The organism is Candidatus Sericytochromatia bacterium, assembly GCA_035285325.1.
Classification (GTDB): Bacteria; Cyanobacteriota; Sericytochromatia; order S15B-MN24; family JAQBPE01; genus JAYKJB01.
The window spans coordinates 30015-45764 of the sequence record JAYKJB010000009.1; the positions used below are offsets into that span (position 1 = coordinate 30015).

Genomic DNA, 15750 nt, shown 5'->3' on the forward strand with positions numbered 1-15750 from the left:
GGGCCCAGGGGCCGGGGGACAGGGTCATTGGTTAGCTTATGTTTAATTTAAGCTTAACCTTGTGGACCCACTTTAGCACCCGTCCGATTGTGATTCAAGTACCAGATCGCACATTTAACCTTTCCTTAACCCCGACACGGTAAAACCTTAGAGAAAGGGTTGATTCAAGCAGGCCTCCCACCTCCCCAAAGTCCGGTGAGACCTACTTCTTCAAGGAACCAACGTGTCCCTTGGAGCAGCGCTGACCCGCCCGCAAAAAAGAATTGAAATCGGCCCGCCGAGGCTCTGATCGCAGCCTGCTTCAACATAACGCTGCGTGCTATAATCCGGACCCCGCGTGTGACGGCACACGGTCCTCCGCGCTGAGCGTGGGCTACCATGGTGAACGCATCGATGCCGAGACGCCGCTCTCTTTTCCGTCTGACTTCCCTGCTCCTGGCCGGGGCCACCTGGCTGGCCGCGCCGGCCTTGCCGGTGCTGGCGGCCTCGGGCGCCACGCCCGCCGCAGAGGGGCGGACACCGGGCTCAGACCTGGCCTGGTGGACCAAGCTCAACCAGTTGCTCGAGCGCCGTGCCTACCCGGCGGCCGAAGCCGAATTGAGCGTGGCCTTCAATCTGCCGGGACGCGGCGGCGGCGAGGCGGATCGCCTGGCTTACTGGCTCGGCCACGCGCAGCGTCGCAATGGGAGGAATGCGGAAGCCCTGCAACACCTGGCGCTGGTTCCTGCCGATTCCCGCTGGTTTCTGCCGGCCCTGCTGGAACGGGCCTTCATTCGGCGCGACCTGGGCGAGGACGAGACGGCCATCGGTTTGCTGGAGCAAGCGATCGCCATTCTGCCCGAAGACCTCAAGTCACCCGCCCGCGCCGCATTGGCTGACCTGTATTTCACCAGCGGACAGTATTCCAAGGCGCTGGAACTGTACCGCGTGCTCGCCAACACCTACGGTCCCGCGCAGGAAAGAGGACTGTTTGCCTGGGGCTGGTCGCTGCTGCGGCTCAAACAGGAGGAGGCGGCCACCAATGTATGGAAGCAGGCACTCGAGCGCTTTCCGACCAGCCGTTACAGCCAGGCCGTCCGACTGGCCCTGGGCAATGTCATGCTCACGCGCGGGGAGCACCTCGCGGCCAGCACTTTCTACAATGAGGCTGCCCGCCATGGCGCAGACGACGCCCTCATGGCCCGCGCGGAGTTGCTGGCCGGCGAAGCCTACGCTGACGCGAAGGAATATGCCCTGGCCCTGAGCCACTATCGGGCGGTCCCTCCCGAAAGCCCGTTGCGGGAACCGGCCAGTTATGGAGAGGCCTGGGCCACCTGGCAACAAGGGCGTGGACCGGAGGCGCTGAACATGTTCACCGCCTGGTTGAAACGCTATCCCCGCAGCAACTACCGCGGGGGGGTGTACTTCGCGTTGGGGGCACTGGCCCGTGACGCGGGCAACCAGGCTGAGGCCAGCAAGCATTTCGAGCAGGTGCAAAAAGTCGCCCCCCGCTCCATCTGGGCGGAAGAAGCGCTTTACGAACTGACCCGCCAGGCGTTCGCCGCGCGCACGCACGACGACGTGCTGACGCTTTGCAAGAAAATGGAGCTTCAATTTCCGCGCAGTCGCTGGCTGGGGCCGGTCTACTGGATGCGCGGAGAGACCTACCTCGTTCAGGGAAATTTCAGCGAGGCCGTGAAGGCCTATTCGCAACTGGCGGTACTGGGTAACCAGGCTTTTTTGGTGGGTAAGGGCGAGGAGGTCGACTTCAAGATCGGGTTGGCGCAGTTCTATGCCGGGAACTACCAGGAAGCCGCGCGCGTGCTGGAGGCCGTCGATCAGGGGCCCTTGCTGGCCGATGCCGTCTTCTGGCAGGGGGAAGCCCGCTACCGGCTGGGCCAGTATGATTCCGCCCGGGCCTTGTACGGAAAACTGGTTCAGCAACATCCCGACTTCAGCCGACTCACGGAGGCTTTTTACGGACTGGGCTGGGCCTCCTACAAGCTGAAGGACCTGCCGGGCGCGCGCTCCGCATTCAGTGAAGCCGTTCGACGCTTTCCCGAGGGCCGCATGCGACAAGATGCCCTCTATCGACTCGGGCTGGTGCTGGTGGAGATGCGCGAGTGGGAAGCCGCGCGCAAGACGTTCGAAACCCTGCTGAAAAGTCCGCTCGAACCAAACCTGGCGGCGGAGACTCGATTTCAGATCGCCTGGAGCCTGAACCGACAGGACCGTCTGGAGGAGGCGGCCGAGGCATTCGGCGCGTTGCTCAATCTGCCCGCGGCTCAGGACCTGGTCCCCCGCGCCCTGCTGTGGCGAGGACGCGCCTATTTCCGTTTGAAGCGATTTCCCGAAGCCATCACGGCCCTCAAAGCGGCCACCGAGCATCCGGAAAGTTCCCCCTCCTTGCGAGTGGAGGCCGGTCAGCAGCTGGCCGCAGCCCACTTCAACATTGGCCAATTCGTCGAATCCCGCAAGGCATACGAAGCGCTGCTCAACTCCGGCTCCCTGCCCCCTGACCACCAGCAGGAAATCAAGCAGGGCGTCGTGCAGTCCCTGCTGAAGGCCGGAGATTACAAGCAGGCACGCCTCGAGATTTCCCGGAGCGGTGCCGTGTCGGACAGCGACGTGCCCACCCTGCTGGCCATCGGCCAGGGCTTCGTCGATCAGGCCAATTGGGACGAAGTGCTGGAGACGTATCGCATCGCTGGCAAGGCCTGCCCCCCCACGCTGCGCCACTGGGCCGGGCGAGCCCTGCTGGAAAAGCGCCAATGGGCCGACGCGGCCGCGGTGCTGCAGCCGTTGCGCGAAACGACGGACCAGGAGTTGAAACCGCTCGCGCAGTACGATCTGGCCCGCGCTCAGCGGGGCGCCGGGGACCTGGCCGCCGCCAAAGACAACCTGGTGGCCCTTTCGGAGGCCTATCCCGGCAAGGACATCGGGGCCCTGGCCCTGCGCGAAGCCGCTGAGGTGGCGCGGGAACAAAAGGACTTCCCAGCCGCCCAAAATCTGTTCCGGCGCGTGGCCGAAAACCACGGTTTCCCGCTGGAACGACGCAGACAGGCCTGGATGGACTTGGGAGACCTGCACCGCCAGGCCAAGCAATGGGGTCCCGCGCTGCTGGCCTATCGCGGCGCGCGCGGCTTGAGCTCCCCCAACAGCCTGCCGGCTGCCTTGGGCGGCTACTGGGCGGGTCACGTGCTGGTGGAGATGCGGCAGTTCAAGGAAGCCGTGCGAGAGCTCTCGGGCCTCAAATTCCCGGACAATGCCGAACCTCTGCCTTCCCTCGCGGCGCTCAAGCTGGGCGAGGCACTCGAGCAACTGGGGCGCTGGCGAGAGGCCGTCGAGGTGTACAACCGCCTGTCGAACTTGCCCCCGTCAACCGAGCGCACGGATGCGCGCGCCCGCCTTGACTGGATCGAAAAAAATATCCCCAAGGAGGCCCGCCAATGAGGCATGCCCGGGTGCGCCTCCTCTCTTGTCTGGCCTGGTTGCCCGGGTTGCTGGTGATGGCCACTCCTGCGCTCGCGGAGGCCGAGGGTGGCGACGAAAAGCTGCCGGCCCAGTTGCCCACCGTGACCATTCAGGGCAAGGATCTGTCGCAGCAGGAAGGGGATGCCAACCTGCGCATCGCCCCTCAACTGGGGCAGTGGAATTCGCGCGTAACCATTCCGGAAACGCCGCAGCGTCGCGCCACGGCCGAAGACAACCGGACCTTGATGGTGGGGGTGACCCCTACGACCGTGGAGCCTCCCACCCCCTTGCCGACAGCCCAGATGCCCTACACGAGCGTGATGGGTGGCTGGGGCCCCCTGCTTCAATACCGGGCCGGCGTGTATGATGCCCGCTGGTGGGGCCCCGCCATGGGGGTCACGGAAATTGAGGGTCGCGCAGGCTGGGGCTGGTCCGGCTGGCAAGCCCGGGAATGGCTCGATTGGCCGGGTGTCGCGCGCGCGGGCGGCAACGGGGAAGGGTTTTTCTGGCAGGCGGGCGGCAAGGAGGGTCGGCAAAACGCCTATGGGCTCACGCTCGACCTGGGTCCCAAGCGTCCCTGGGGGGCGTCGCTGCGCTATGAACGAGGCGCGGCCGAGGGGGCGAGCCAGTCGCTCTACACCCAGCGTGCCGCGGCCGTCGCCAACTGGCGACCCCAGCTGGGGGGCAAGGACCATCGGTCGGAGCTGGACCTCACGCTGCAGCACCGAATCTGGGGCAAACAAGACGGCGCTGAGGGTTACGTGCGATTCTCGGACGTCTGGACTCTGTCCGATCACCTGGAACTGGAAGGCGCGCTGGGGGGAGGCTACTGGGGACGTGAGCCGATCCTGGATCCCAGCGTGCTCTTTCACCTGCGCCCCTCGGTCCTGACCCACCTGTTCGTCGGCCTCAAAGCGCGCAGTGAGTTACCCGACTTCGAGGCACTCTATCTGCGTCGACCAGCCACCGCCGCCAACGATGATCTGCAAGCCGAGCGCGTCCAGGGCTGGGCTCAGCTGGGCGGCAGCCACCGCCTGACCGACCAGGTCTGGGCGCACATCAGTGGCGACCTGCGTCAAAGCAAGCGTCTCATTTTCTGGTCCGACAAGGATGGCGACGGCCTCTGGCAGCCGGCCAACAACGCCGATGACCAATGGACCCAGGTGCTGGATGGCCGCCTGCAGATCAACTGGCTGCCTGGCTTGCAGCAGAACATCAAGGCCCTGGTGCGCTCGACCCAGCCGCTCGGATTCAGCGAGCTACGTCTGGCCACCAATGCGGAGGGCAGCCTGCCCGGCCCGGCGGCGCCGATCGCCTATTCCGTCTCGCTGGACCACCGCCAGGCCCAACTGTCCACCGAGCAAATTCAAGGGGGCGGACTGGCCAATGGTCTGTTCGCCGAGGCGGACCTGCGCTATCCGCTCAGTCAGGACCTGCACCTGGGACTGCGGATTGCGGATGTGCCATTGATCCTGAACCAGCCGAGCGCCCCGAACTATTTTGCCCCCACTCCCCTGCTCACGGGCCACGTCCAGTACCTGTTCTGACCCCCTTGGCGAGTCTGCCCATGTACCCACCCCCTCCCTCCCCGCGCCCATCGCCACTCGCTGCTCCCCCAGCGGGCAGGCGGCGTGCCGGTCGGAAGGCGGCCCCTCGCTGGCTGAACCGGGAGGTGCCGCCCCCCCCACTGGGCCTCACCCCGCGGCGAACGACCGCCTGGGGAGCTTCGCTGAGCCTGCACGCGTTGCTGGCAGCCCTGCTGGCCCTGGGCACCTTCGCTCCCCCCGCCGCGCAGAAGGAACCCGAGACCAGCCGGGTGATCGAGGTGGAGTTCATCGAAGCGCCGGTGGTGGTGACCCAACGCCAGGCCGCGGCACCGCAGCGCGCCGCGCCTCAACCGGACCCGGTGCAGGCCCAGGCGCCTCCCAGGCCAGCGCCCAAACCGGCCCCTGCGACCGCCGCAGCCCCCAGGCGCGCGCCGAAACCGCTGAGCAAGCCCGTGGTCTCGCGCCCGGTGCGGGTGACTCATCAGGCGCCGGAGTTGCCGGTGAACCAGACCCCCTCCCCGGAGGAATTGATTCGCCTGGCCGCGGCGGCACGCGCCAAGCGCTCGGAGAGCGATGCGGCCACCCGCCTGGCCAATCTGCGCGAGGAGGGTACCCCTCAGGCGGTGGCCAATGGTCAACCGGATGCGCGTCAAGGCACGGCAAGCGTCCGCCAGGCGAGGCCACAGGGCGAACTGTCGGGGCGGGGGGTGCTGAGTGCCCCCTCTCCGCAGTACCCGGAGGTGGCGCAACGGAATATCTGGGAAGGCACGGCCCAGATCCGCGTCTACGTGAATCCCGACGGCAGCGTCCGCGACGCGGAGGTCGTCGGGTCTTCGGGCTTTGCCGTGCTCGATGCGGCCGCCCGTCGCGCGGCGACCGGCTACCAGTTCACGCCCCTGGCGGGTGGGGAATCCCAGATCGAGAGCGGCGTGATCCCGTTCAGCTTCGTGATCCGCTGACGAACGCCTCCAGGGCCGGGCCCGTGGCCAGGAGCCCCCAAGGCCAAAGGCGCGCTATTCGGGTTCTTCCTCGGGCTCGGCTTTTTTCGGCTGGATGCCCAGCGTCTTCTGGGCTTCCGCCACAAACTGGTCAAACCCCTTCGGGTCGGCCGTTCTCACAATGTGAACCGTCAGGGCGCACACCCCGATTCCAACCAGAATCGTCAGGAAAGCGGCAAACCAGGAGGGGCCTTCTTCTTCGTCCGCCATCGTTATCCCTCACCCGAGCGCGTCCGGGCGCTCGCCGCCAGGGGCCGTTCCATCCGCAGGCCGCCTGGGCTCACGTCACCAGCTTGCGCAACTGGGCGCTCATGTAATCCACCGCCATCACCAGGACGATCAGGACCAGCACCGTCATGGAGGCCTGCTGGTACTGGAACATGCGGAAGTCGCTCACCATCAGGAAGCCGATGCCGCCCGCGCCGATCATGCCCAGCACCGCCGCAGCCCGGATGTTGGTCTCGAAACGGTAGAGCACGAAGGAGATGAAGGCCGGCATGACCTGAGGCACCACCGCAAAACTCAAGACCTGACCATAGCGAGCCCCAGTGGCTCGCAACGCCTCCACGACCCCCTCGTCGATTCCCTCAATGGCCTCGGCGAACAGCTTGATCAGAACCGTGGCGGTGTGGAAGGCCAGGGCCAGGGTTCCTGCAAACGGTCCCAGGCCGATCGCCGCGACCAGCACAAGGGCCACGGCGAAGTCCGGGATCGTGCGCAGGAAGTTGGTCACCAGTTTGATGGCGTGATACACCGTCGGGTGCGGGGTGGTGTTGCGCGCCCCCAGAAACGCCAGCGGAAAAGCCAGGATCAGGGCCAGGACCGTTCCGGCCAGGGCCATCTGGATCGTTTGCAGGGTCGCGCCCACGATCGTTTGAGGGAAAGTGTTCTGCCACCAGTAGGCCTTCAGCGAGGCCTTGCCCGACTCCAGCGGCAAGGGAGTCAGAAGTTCCAGCGTGGACAGTTCCACAGGCTTGTCGTACACCGCGGGGTCGGTCACCCGTGAGAAGTCCGGTGGCACCATCCGACCGAGCGTATCCACCATTTGCGGCGTGCCCCGGGCGAGTTCGGCCAGATTCAGCTGAACGCCGGCAAACGACCACCAGAGGAGCCACAAGGCGAGCAGCCAGAGCGCGACTCGCCGCAGGGGCAACCAGGACGACGCCGTCACCGGCGCCACGGTTGCCTCGGTCGCCGGCGGGGGCGAGGTCAGATCAAGCATCAGAAGCCTCGCTTTCCAGCAGCGACGGTCCGCCCGCGCGGCTGTAGATGCGCTCGACGGCTTCGTCCGTGAGCGCGTCAGGGGGACCGTCGAACACCACTCGCCCCCCCTGGAAGCCGACGATTCGATCGGCGTAGCGCCGGGCCAGTTCCAGCACGTGCAAGCTGACCAGCACCGTGATCTGGTCCTCCTGGGCCACCCGACGCAGGGTATCCAGCACCACCACCGACAGCTTGGGATCGAGTGAGGCGACGGGCTCGTCCGCCAGGATCAACGCCGGGCGTTGCATCAGGGCCCGGGCGATCGCCACCCGCTGCTGTTGCCCCCCCGAGAGCCGGTCAGCCCGTTGATGAGCCTGTTCCAGCAACCCCACCCGCGCCAGATTGACCAGCGCACGCTCCCGTTCCACCGCCGGAAAGAAACGCATCACGCTGGGCAGCAAAGCCATGTAGCCGAGGCTGCCGGAGAGCACATTTTGCAGCACCGTCAGGCGCTTCACCAGGTTGAACTGCTGAAAGATCATGCCCACTCGTCGACGCCAGTGGCGAAGTTCGCCCGCCGACATCAAGGCCACATCCGCGCGAGCCGCTCCGGAATTGCCGACCAGTTCGCCCGGCACCTGAATGCGGCCCGCCGTGGGGGCGACCAGGCGATTCAAGCAGCGCAAAAAGGTGGACTTACCGGCCCCGGACAGGCCAAGGATGACGACGAACTCACCGGGCCGAAATTGCAGGTTGATGTCCGACAGAATGGCCGGCCCCGCCCCGTAGGCTTTGTGCAGTCCCTCGATCTCCAGCAAGGACGGGGCCGCAACAGGCATGACGACCGGGGTGACAGACACGATGGGGGGCTCCGAGGGCTACTTGATCGGCAATCCCACCTTGCTGAAGGCTTCGCGAACGGGTTCGAAGTCCTCAGGGGTGGAGTCGACGAAGGCATCGATACGATAGAGGTCCCACAATTGCTTGCGACCTTGTGGCGTGGCACTCATGCCGGTGAACACCTTGCGCACCTGCTGAATCAAGGGGGCTTCCATCTCCCGATGCACGGCAATCAGGTCACTGGGAATGGGCTTGCTGAAGGCGATCGCCTGGATCGCAGCGGCCTCTCCCGGCTTGGTGAGGAACTGAGTCCAGGCGGAGTCTTCCCCGCGGGTGTCGTTGGAGAAGGTGGCCGCGGCATCCACTTTCTTGTTCAGAACCGCCAGCACTGCGGCATCGTGCCCACCGGCGTAAATCACGCGCGTGAAATCCCGGTCGGGATTGAGGCCTGCATTCAAGAACATCACCTTGGGATACACGCCGCCACTGGTGGAGGCAGGGTCGACAAACGCGAAGGTCTTGCCTTTCAGATCGGTGAGCCGCTTGATGCCACTGTCCCGATGGGTGATCACCGAGGAATAAAAGAACGACTTGCCTTTTCGCTGGGCCTTCAGAATGACCAGGGCGTTGGCCTTTTTCTCAGCCAGCACGTAGGCACCGGGCGCAAAGAAAGCCACATCAAGCTTGTTCGCCCGCATGGCCTCGATGATGCCGGTGTAATCCGTCGCGACGAAGGGCACCACCTGGAGCTTCAGCTCACGGTGCAGCGCATCGATGACGGGACGCGTCTTTTTCAAGATGTTCTGCAGATTCTCGGAGGGCACAAAGCCCACCCGCAGCACCTTCGGGGTGTACGCCTGCGCAGGCCCGGCCCAGGCCAACACGGCGACCAAAGCCGCGCCCAGTGCCTGGGAGAGCGGGAGGGCAAGCTTGCGGGCACCCTTGTTCATGTCAGCCATTTCGTCTCGTGAATCGCCCGACGCGCCTGGCCGGGCATTGCCCTCGGATTATACCCCGAAGCAAGGGGTTGGGGGCAGGCTTCACAAGAGGCGGGACGGGCCCGCTCAGACTTCGGAGGACAGGTCGTACGCGAGGTGTTCCGCCACTGCCCGCACCAGGGAGGCGCTGCGCCCATCACGACCGGCGTATTTCAAGGCACGACGCAGGGCCCCACCCGCCGCCTCGAAGTGATCTTCGGTGTGACAGGCCAGTGCCACTTTGATCAGGGTCATCGGTTCGATCGCACTCGCCACGGCCCGACGAAAGGCCAGCAAAGCCTGCTCGGCATTTCCCTGCAAGACGTGAAAGGTGGCCTTTTCCAGGTGGCGGCAGGTTAACGTCGGCATCGGCATCCGCACCACGTAGGCAGGCAACTGATACTCCGCACGGCGGTAAAAGAGTGGAAGCAAGTCGCCCTCCACCCCGTCGAACTGAAAGCTCGTGACGCGGGAAGAGACCACCACGCTGACGGGTGCGGCTTCAACGAGCGGAGACTTCAAGCGTTTGGTGGGCATGAGCGATGCTACCTCGGAATCGCGTTGGGGGCGTTCAGCGGGCCGCTGTCCAGGTTTCAATTTCCCGAACGGCCGTGGGCCACACGCACTTTATACCTTGGCGTGTCGTCGCGCCCGACGACGTTGATGCGGATTTGCCGAACTATTAATCAGCCATTAATATGACCCGACACGTCGCCGGCCGGGCTGCTGCGCCCGCGAGAATGCGTGTCCTGAGGTTTCCATGACCTGCCCCTCGCAGCCGTCGCTGCCCCCTGCTCCGCTCAAACGCCCCCCCGCATCGCTGCCGGTCTGGCTGGCGGAGCACCGCTTGTGGGGCGAACTTTCGCGCGTCGCGGTGCGTCTGGGGGTGCGCCTGCTGGTGGTGGGCGGCGGGGTCCGTGATTGGCTACTCGGGCGCACCCCGGGGGATTGGGACCTGGTGGTTTCCCACTCGCCTCAACGTTTCGTCGCCGCGCTGCGAGACGCCCTGCCCGTCACCGCCACCGTCCTGCTCGACGAGGCGATGCAGGTCTGGCGCCTGCAACTCGCCGATGGAACGGTCCTGGATGTCGCCGCTATGCAAGAGGGGAACCTCATCGCGGACCTCAGCCGACGGGACCTGACCCTCAACGCGATCGCCTGGGAATTGCCCGATGGCATCTGGCACGATCCGCTGTCCGGGATCGCCGATTTGCAAGCGGGGCTGCTGCGGGTACCGGCCCGTCAGAACCTGGAAGATGATCCCTTGCGGGTGCTGCGGGTCTACCGCTTCGCCGCCACCCTCGGCTACACCATCAGTGAACCGTTCGCTGCCTGGGCGGGCGAACTGGCGCCCCTGTTGCGACACCCGGCGGGGGAGCGGATGGGGGCCGAATGGGCCAAGATTCTGGCCAGTGGACGAGCGGCCTGCACCCTCCAGTTGATGCAGGCCCACGGCACCCTCGGCGAGGCGCTGGGCTGCCCGCAGGCCGACTGGCAGGCCGGCATCCTGACCATTGCGGCCGGCGAAAAATCCTGGAACCAGCGCCCGGGCGACGCCTGGGCCCGCACGCGCACCTGGCTGGAGGGCCCCGTGCGCGAGGACCGCCCCCGTCTCCAGGCCGTGATGCTGGCCGCTCTCCTCGCCCCGCTCGCCGAGGCGCCCCGAGCAGGCGTGATGACCCGCCTACGTCTGAGCCGCAAGGAGGTCCAGCTGGTCCGCTGCCTCTGCGAGGAGGCGGAGGGCTTCGCACGGGCCCTGCGCGAGCGGTTTGGCAAGCGCGCACAGCATCGTCTGTTCAAACGATGCGGTGAAAATTTCCCGGGGCTGGCCTGGCTTCAGGCCGCGACGGCCACCCCGCCTGATCGGGAGCTCATCGGCGCATGCCTGGCGGATTACTGGCAGCGGGTCGACCACCCCCTGCCGCGCCACGTCAATGGACACGACCTGCTGGGGCTGCCGGGGCTCGGGCCCGGGCCGGCGATCGCCGATTGGCTCACGGCAGTCGAGGAGGAGACCGCGGTCGGCGCGCTGCACTCACGCGAGGAAGCCCTCGCGTGGGTGGCGGCGAGGCTCGGGGACGCGGTATAGAAATCCTGACTGGCCCTGCCCCGTCTTCCCCGCCGTGCGATCGCGCGGGAACGGGGTGGTCCAAGGGCACGCCGAGCGATGCACCGAGGGACGCTCCGGGAGGTGAGCGGAGGCCGTGGCCGACGAAGACAAGCGACACGATCCGACGCCTCACAAATTGGATGAGGAGCGCAAAAAGGGCAACGTCCTGAAGGTGCAGGACCTGCTCGCCGCCGCCATCATCTTCGTCTCGGCTTACGCCCTGGCGTGGTCGGCAGAATTCGCCTACCAGTACGTCTATGCCTTTATCGTCGAGATCCTGCGCAGCATTCCGGAGTATCAGGGGCTGAGTGTGGCCCAGGCCCGCTGGTTGCTCTGGCGGGTGGTCCTGGTGGTCGTCATCAGCACCACGCCCTTCGTGGTCCTGATCCTGCTGACGGTGCTGGTGGTCCTGTATGCCCAGGTGGGCTTCCTGATCACGTTCAAACCGCTGGAGCCGAAATACGAAAAAATCGACCCGGTCAACGGCTTCAAAAACAAGGTCAATCCGTTCAAGGTCAAGCAGCTGTTCAACCTGGTCAAAACCCTGCTGGTTTGCCTCGTGATCGGTTACTTGGTGTTCGACGTGGTCCGGGACAACCTGGCCACGATTCTGCAGAGCGCCACCCTCTCGGTCACCGGCGCGCTGGGCCTGATTGGCTTCCTGATACTGGAGGTGGCCAAAAAAGTCGCCCTGTTCATGCTCGTGGTCGCCTTCGTCTCGTACCTGTTCGAGCGCTGGCAATGGTGGAAAGGCCTGAAGATGTCCGACAAGGAGATCAAGGATGAGTACAAGAAGCTGGAAGGCGACCCCCATATCAAGGGCAAGCAACGCCAGAAGATGATGGAAATTTCTTCCGGCGCCATGCGTGAGGTGGTCCCCAATGCCGACGTGGTGGTCACCAACCCGACCCACTTTGCCGTGGCGCTGGAATACAAGCCCAAGCGCGGAATGAAGGCGCCCAAGGTGCTGGCCAAGGGCAAGGGGCGCCAGGCGCTGCTGATCCGACAAATTGCAGAGGAAAACTTCATCCCCACGGTCGAAGACCCCCCGACGGCACGCGCCCTCTATGACCAGGTCAAGGTGGGGCAAAGCATTCCCCCCGAACTGTTCGTGGCGGTGGCCAAGATCATCGCCACCATCATGCGCAAACGGCAAAGGCCGGCCGCCCTGCCGGTCGTTCCCTCTCTGACCGGTTACGTCCCTGCCCTGATCGAGCCGGCTCCGCCACCAGCCCGCACCCAAGCGGGGTCCCCGCCGTCAGCCGCAGCGAGCGAACCGGCCGCGGAAACGAGGCCCGAAATCGATGCGGCCGAAGCCATCCCCCCCGCCCCCCCCTCAGCCCCCACCTGACAGCGACGGCGATGAAAGGGTTTCGACCGGGAACCCGTTTTGACGCTCGCATACCCCCGTGCTATCTTGCCTGGGCGCGTCCTGAGCCCAACCCGGCAGACGTCGCCGTCGATTGGAGGGTCCCCGTCTTGAACGCACGTCTTCGCTTGATCACCTGCCTGACGGCTGGCCTCGCGCCGTGGTTCGCAACGCCCGTTCTGGCGTACACGCCGGTCAGTGAGCTGAAGGACGTGGGGTCGGACCACTGGGCCCGGGAAGCCATCGTGGCCTTGGTCGAGAAATATGAAGTCATGGATGGCTTCAGCGACAAGACCTTCCGGGGCTCGCGGACCCTCACGCGCTATGAACTGGCTGCGGCCCTCGCCAAGGTGATGGCCAAGGTCGAGGAACAAATTGCCAGTGCGACGGGCAATCCGATCAGCCTCGACCCCAGCGTCAACACCGACGATCTTCGGACGATTGCGCGCCTGCAGCGGGAATTCCGGGACGAACTGGAGGTGCTCAAGGGCCGCACGGACAGCCTCGACTCGCGGCTTTCCACCGTCGAGAAGCGCGCTCGCCTCAGCGGCGAGATTCGCAACGAATACCGCTCGTATCTGGGCGCGATGCCGGCCGCCCAGTGGCCGACAGATGACACCCGCGTTCGCAGCCGGCTCAACCTGGATGCCGCCCTCGCCGACGACGTGGCGGCTCACAGCAGCCTGTTCTGGGACGTTTACGGGCCGGTGGGAGCCGGGGCTGCCTTCGCGACGCCCGGTCGCCCGGACACGCCCTTCACCGAAGCGTACCTTTCGCGCGCCTACGTGAGCTACACCCCCGGGACCTGGGCCCTGCACACGGGCGTGATGAACGCCAGCGACGTGCTGACCCTCGGCTCGAGTTTCAAGAACCCCTTCACCCAGAATGTCTGGCGCGATGGCCTGGGCGGCTATGGGTTCGTGGGTACGCCCGGCCTGGCCCTGGGCAGCGGTGACCTGGTGGCCCGGCTCAAGCTGAATGGGGAGGCCCGCCCGGCCAACCCGGCCTGGTGGCTGCCGGGCACGGATGTGGCCCTGCAGGCGCTGGACCCCAACGCCACGCAGCCACTGGCCCCTCGCGGGAATTACATGGCAGCCGCAGGCACCCAGATGGGCCCCTTCCAGCTGGGCCTGGCCTATTACCAGGGCGGACTTTCCGGACGAGACGTGGAACGCCTGAACACGCTGGGCTACGCGGACAGTCTGCCTCAACTGGAAGGCACGCTGCCTGGCGGACGGATGCTGGCCACCGTGGGAGGAGACTTCGGCGTCGTGCGTGCTCAGCTAGCGGCCAAGACGGTGGGATTGCCGACCGATGCGCCGGATGCGGCCAACAAGACCCTGACGAGCACACTGGATGTCGGCAGCGAGGCCTTGGGTCTCAGTCTTCAAACCGTTTCCCGGACTGCCTTTACGGGCAATTTCAACCCTTCGCAAGCCAGCCTCACGCTGGCCAGCAATGACCTGTTTGGCACGGGGTTCGGCCTGGGTCTGGGCCTGAATGCCGGCAGTGTGGTCGGTACCCGTCTCAGCAACGGTCAGCCGTTTCAGTTCAGTGGCCGGAATCTGATGCAAGGCCTGGCAGGAGCCGATTATGCCAGCTACGGAGCGACGCTGCGGATCCCTGGCTTCTCGATCTTCCCTCACCTGACGCTGGCGGCCCAGCAGACAGGCGGCCCCAATCTCGAACGCACGCTGGGCTCGGGGCTGACGCTGCAAACCGAAATCCAGATCGCCCAGTTGCCGCGTATCCAGGTGGAGTATTCCTCCGGCAAGTTCGACCCCGGCACTGACAACGGCCTGCTCAACAACGCCGCCCTCGTGTCCCACGAACTGCTCGCCGCCCAGATGCTCGTGCCCTTCTGAGCTGCGCCCCCCTGCCGGCGCGCCAGCCTTCGGGTGACAGGCGCCGGCACATTCAAGGAGACTGCCCGTGAGTCGCGCCCTGTACCTGGTCGACGGTGCCCGAACCCCTTTCGGGACCTACATGGGAGAACTTCGCCACCTGTCCGCCGCGGATCTGGCGATCGCCGCGACCCGCGAGGCCCTGTCCCGGGCCCGCGTCGCGCCCGATGCGTTCGACGCGGTGGTGCTCGGCAATGTCATGCAAGCCGAACGGGAAAGTTACTACCTGGCCAAGTACGTGGGCCTGCAAGTGGGCATGGCGGAGACCATCACCGGCCTGACCGTCAATCGGCTATGCGGCTCCGGCATGCAGGCGGTCGTGAGCGCGTGTCAGGCGATGCGTCTGGAGGAAAGTGAACTGGCTCTGGTGGGCGGCACCGAGTGTATGAGCCGGGCCCCCTTTATCCTGCGAGGGGCCCGCGAAGGCCTGCGCGGCGACCAGACCCTGGAAGACCCCCTGCTCGGGCCCCACTCCGTGTTCGTCGACCCCGCCTGTGGGCTGATCATGGGAGAAACGGCCGAGGTGCTGGGCGACGAGTACGGAATTTCCCGCGAGGCCATGGACACCTTTGCGTTGCGCTCGCAGGAAGCTGCGCGGCAGGCCATCGAACGGGGGCGTCTGGCCCGAGAGATCGTGCCGGTCGAGATTCCCGGCAAGGGAGGCCCCAAGCTCGTGTCCCGTGACGAGCATCCGCGAGAGACCTCGCTCGAGAAACTGGCAACCCTCAAACCGGCCTTTCGCAAGGGGGGACATGTCACCCCGGGCAACGCCTCCGGCATCAACGACGGGGCCTGTTCCCTGGTCCTGGCCACGGAAGAACGCGTCGCGGCCCTCAACCTCACCCCCAAGGCGCGCGTCGTGTCCTGGTCCGTGGCCGGGGTTTCGGGTCGCCGTATGGGCATCGGGCCCGCGCCCGCCATCCAGGTGGCCCTGCAGCGCGCTGGCTTGACCCTGGCCGACATGAGCGTGATCGAGGTCAACGAGGCCTTCGCGGCCCAGTATCTGGCAGTGGAGAAGGAACTCGGTCTCGACCGGGACAAGGTCAACCCGAACGGCGGGGCGATCGCCTTGGGGCACCCGATCGGCGCCTCGGGCGCCCGCATCCTGCTCTCCCTGATGTATGAGCTCGAGGAACGGCAAGCCCGCTATGGCGTGGCTTCCGCCTGCATCGGCGGCGGCCAGGGCATCGCCATGGTGCTGGAACGCGTCTCCTAGGACACCATCACCGGACAGGCGGGAAGCGCCTGCGCCGGCCCCTCGGTGCATCGCGCCCCCCTCGCGTTCTGCGGTGGGCCGAACCTGGACACGGCCGGCTGGCCGAGCCCCGTGTGTTATAATCCTTCGGTTC

At 65.9% G+C, this 15750-nt stretch carries 12 protein-coding genes; 7 read left to right on the top strand and 5 right to left on the bottom strand.

The genetic code is table 11. The features are described 5' to 3' along the window. Positions 1-393: 393 nt before the first annotated feature. The 3 genes from VKP62_01395 to VKP62_01405 all read left to right on the top strand — a co-directional run bounded on the left by VKP62_01395 (position 394) and on the right by VKP62_01405 (position 5959). Positions 394-3432 carry a tetratricopeptide repeat protein gene (locus tag VKP62_01395; protein MEB3195836.1) on the top strand — a complete coding sequence of 1013 codons (3039 nt, stop codon included), beginning with the start codon at positions 394-396 and terminating at the stop codon, positions 3430-3432. Between the two features lie 11 nt (positions 3433-3443). After that, complete coding sequence (locus tag VKP62_01400) at positions 3444-5000, top strand: hypothetical protein (GenBank protein ID MEB3195837.1); 1557 nt, start codon at positions 3444-3446, stop codon at positions 4998-5000. 125 nt (positions 5001-5125) lie between these two features. After that, a complete protein-coding gene (locus tag VKP62_01405) occupies positions 5126-5959 on the top strand; it encodes an energy transducer TonB (GenBank protein MEB3195838.1) in 834 nt (277 codons plus the stop codon). 54 nt (positions 5960-6013) lie between these two features. Here the strand turns inward: VKP62_01405 and VKP62_01410 are convergent, their stop codons facing one another. The 5 genes from VKP62_01410 to VKP62_01430 all read right to left on the bottom strand — a co-directional run bounded on the left by VKP62_01410 (position 6014) and on the right by VKP62_01430 (position 9555). After that, positions 6014-6208 (bottom strand): hypothetical protein, encoded by a 195-nt coding sequence (locus tag VKP62_01410; protein MEB3195839.1) that lies wholly within the window; start codon positions 6206-6208, stop codon positions 6014-6016. A 70-nt stretch (positions 6209-6278) separates the two neighbouring features. Then, positions 6279-7220: a phosphonate ABC transporter, permease protein PhnE gene (gene phnE, locus VKP62_01415; protein MEB3195840.1), complete on the bottom strand. Its 942-nt coding sequence runs from the start codon at positions 7218-7220 to the stop codon at positions 6279-6281. Further along, positions 7213-8061 carry a phosphonate ABC transporter ATP-binding protein gene (gene phnC, locus VKP62_01420; protein ID MEB3195841.1) on the bottom strand — a complete coding sequence of 283 codons (849 nt, stop codon included), beginning with the start codon at positions 8059-8061 and terminating at the stop codon, positions 7213-7215. Before phnC ends, phnE begins: the two co-directional genes overlap by 8 nt. An 18-nt stretch (positions 8062-8079) precedes the next feature. After that, positions 8080-8991, bottom strand: coding sequence for a phosphate/phosphite/phosphonate ABC transporter substrate-binding protein (locus VKP62_01425; GenBank protein ID MEB3195842.1), 912 nt, complete (start codon positions 8989-8991; stop codon positions 8080-8082). A 114-nt stretch (positions 8992-9105) separates the two neighbouring features. Continuing rightward, positions 9106-9555, bottom strand: a complete 450-nt coding sequence (locus tag VKP62_01430) for a hypothetical protein (GenBank protein ID MEB3195843.1) — start codon at positions 9553-9555, stop codon at positions 9106-9108. Between the two features lie 223 nt (positions 9556-9778). Here VKP62_01430 and VKP62_01435 point away from each other — a divergent pair, with 223 nt between their 5' ends. The 4 genes from VKP62_01435 to VKP62_01450 all read left to right on the top strand — a co-directional run bounded on the left by VKP62_01435 (position 9779) and on the right by VKP62_01450 (position 15617). Then, positions 9779-11107, top strand: a complete 1329-nt coding sequence (locus VKP62_01435; protein ID MEB3195844.1) for a hypothetical protein — start codon at positions 9779-9781, stop codon at positions 11105-11107. Between the two features lie 115 nt (positions 11108-11222). Further along, a complete protein-coding gene (locus tag VKP62_01440) occupies positions 11223-12479 on the top strand; it encodes an EscU/YscU/HrcU family type III secretion system export apparatus switch protein (protein MEB3195845.1) in 1257 nt (418 codons plus the stop codon). 128 nt (positions 12480-12607) lie between these two features. Further along, the gene (locus tag VKP62_01445; protein ID MEB3195846.1) at positions 12608-14362 is read left to right on the top strand and encodes an iron uptake porin; all 1755 of its coding nucleotides are present in this window, start codon (positions 12608-12610) and stop codon (positions 14360-14362) included. 67 nt (positions 14363-14429) lie between these two features. Beyond that, positions 14430-15617 carry a thiolase family protein gene (locus tag VKP62_01450; GenBank protein ID MEB3195847.1) on the top strand — a complete coding sequence of 396 codons (1188 nt, stop codon included), beginning with the start codon at positions 14430-14432 and terminating at the stop codon, positions 15615-15617. Positions 15618-15750: the final 133 nt, after the last annotated feature.

What these genes read in the sequence shown, in the direction of transcription:
- VKP62_01395 (MEB3195836.1), top strand. Translation starts at nt 394, where the DNA reads ATGCCGAGACGCCGCTCTCTTTTCCGTCTGACTTCCCTGCTCCTGGCC.
- VKP62_01410 (MEB3195839.1), bottom strand. Translation starts at nt 6,208, where the DNA reads ATGGCGGACGAAGAAGAAGGCCCCTCCTGGTTTGCCGCTTTCCTGACG.
- phnE (MEB3195840.1), bottom strand. Translation starts at nt 7,220, where the DNA reads ATGCTTGATCTGACCTCGCCCCCGCCGGCGACCGAGGCAACCGTGGCG.
- VKP62_01425 (MEB3195842.1), bottom strand. Translation starts at nt 8,991, where the DNA reads ATGAACAAGGGTGCCCGCAAGCTTGCCCTCCCGCTCTCCCAGGCACTG.
- VKP62_01430 (MEB3195843.1), bottom strand. Translation starts at nt 9,555, where the DNA reads ATGCCCACCAAACGCTTGAAGTCTCCGCTCGTTGAAGCCGCACCCGTC.
- VKP62_01435 (MEB3195844.1), top strand. Translation starts at nt 9,779, where the DNA reads ATGACCTGCCCCTCGCAGCCGTCGCTGCCCCCTGCTCCGCTCAAACGC.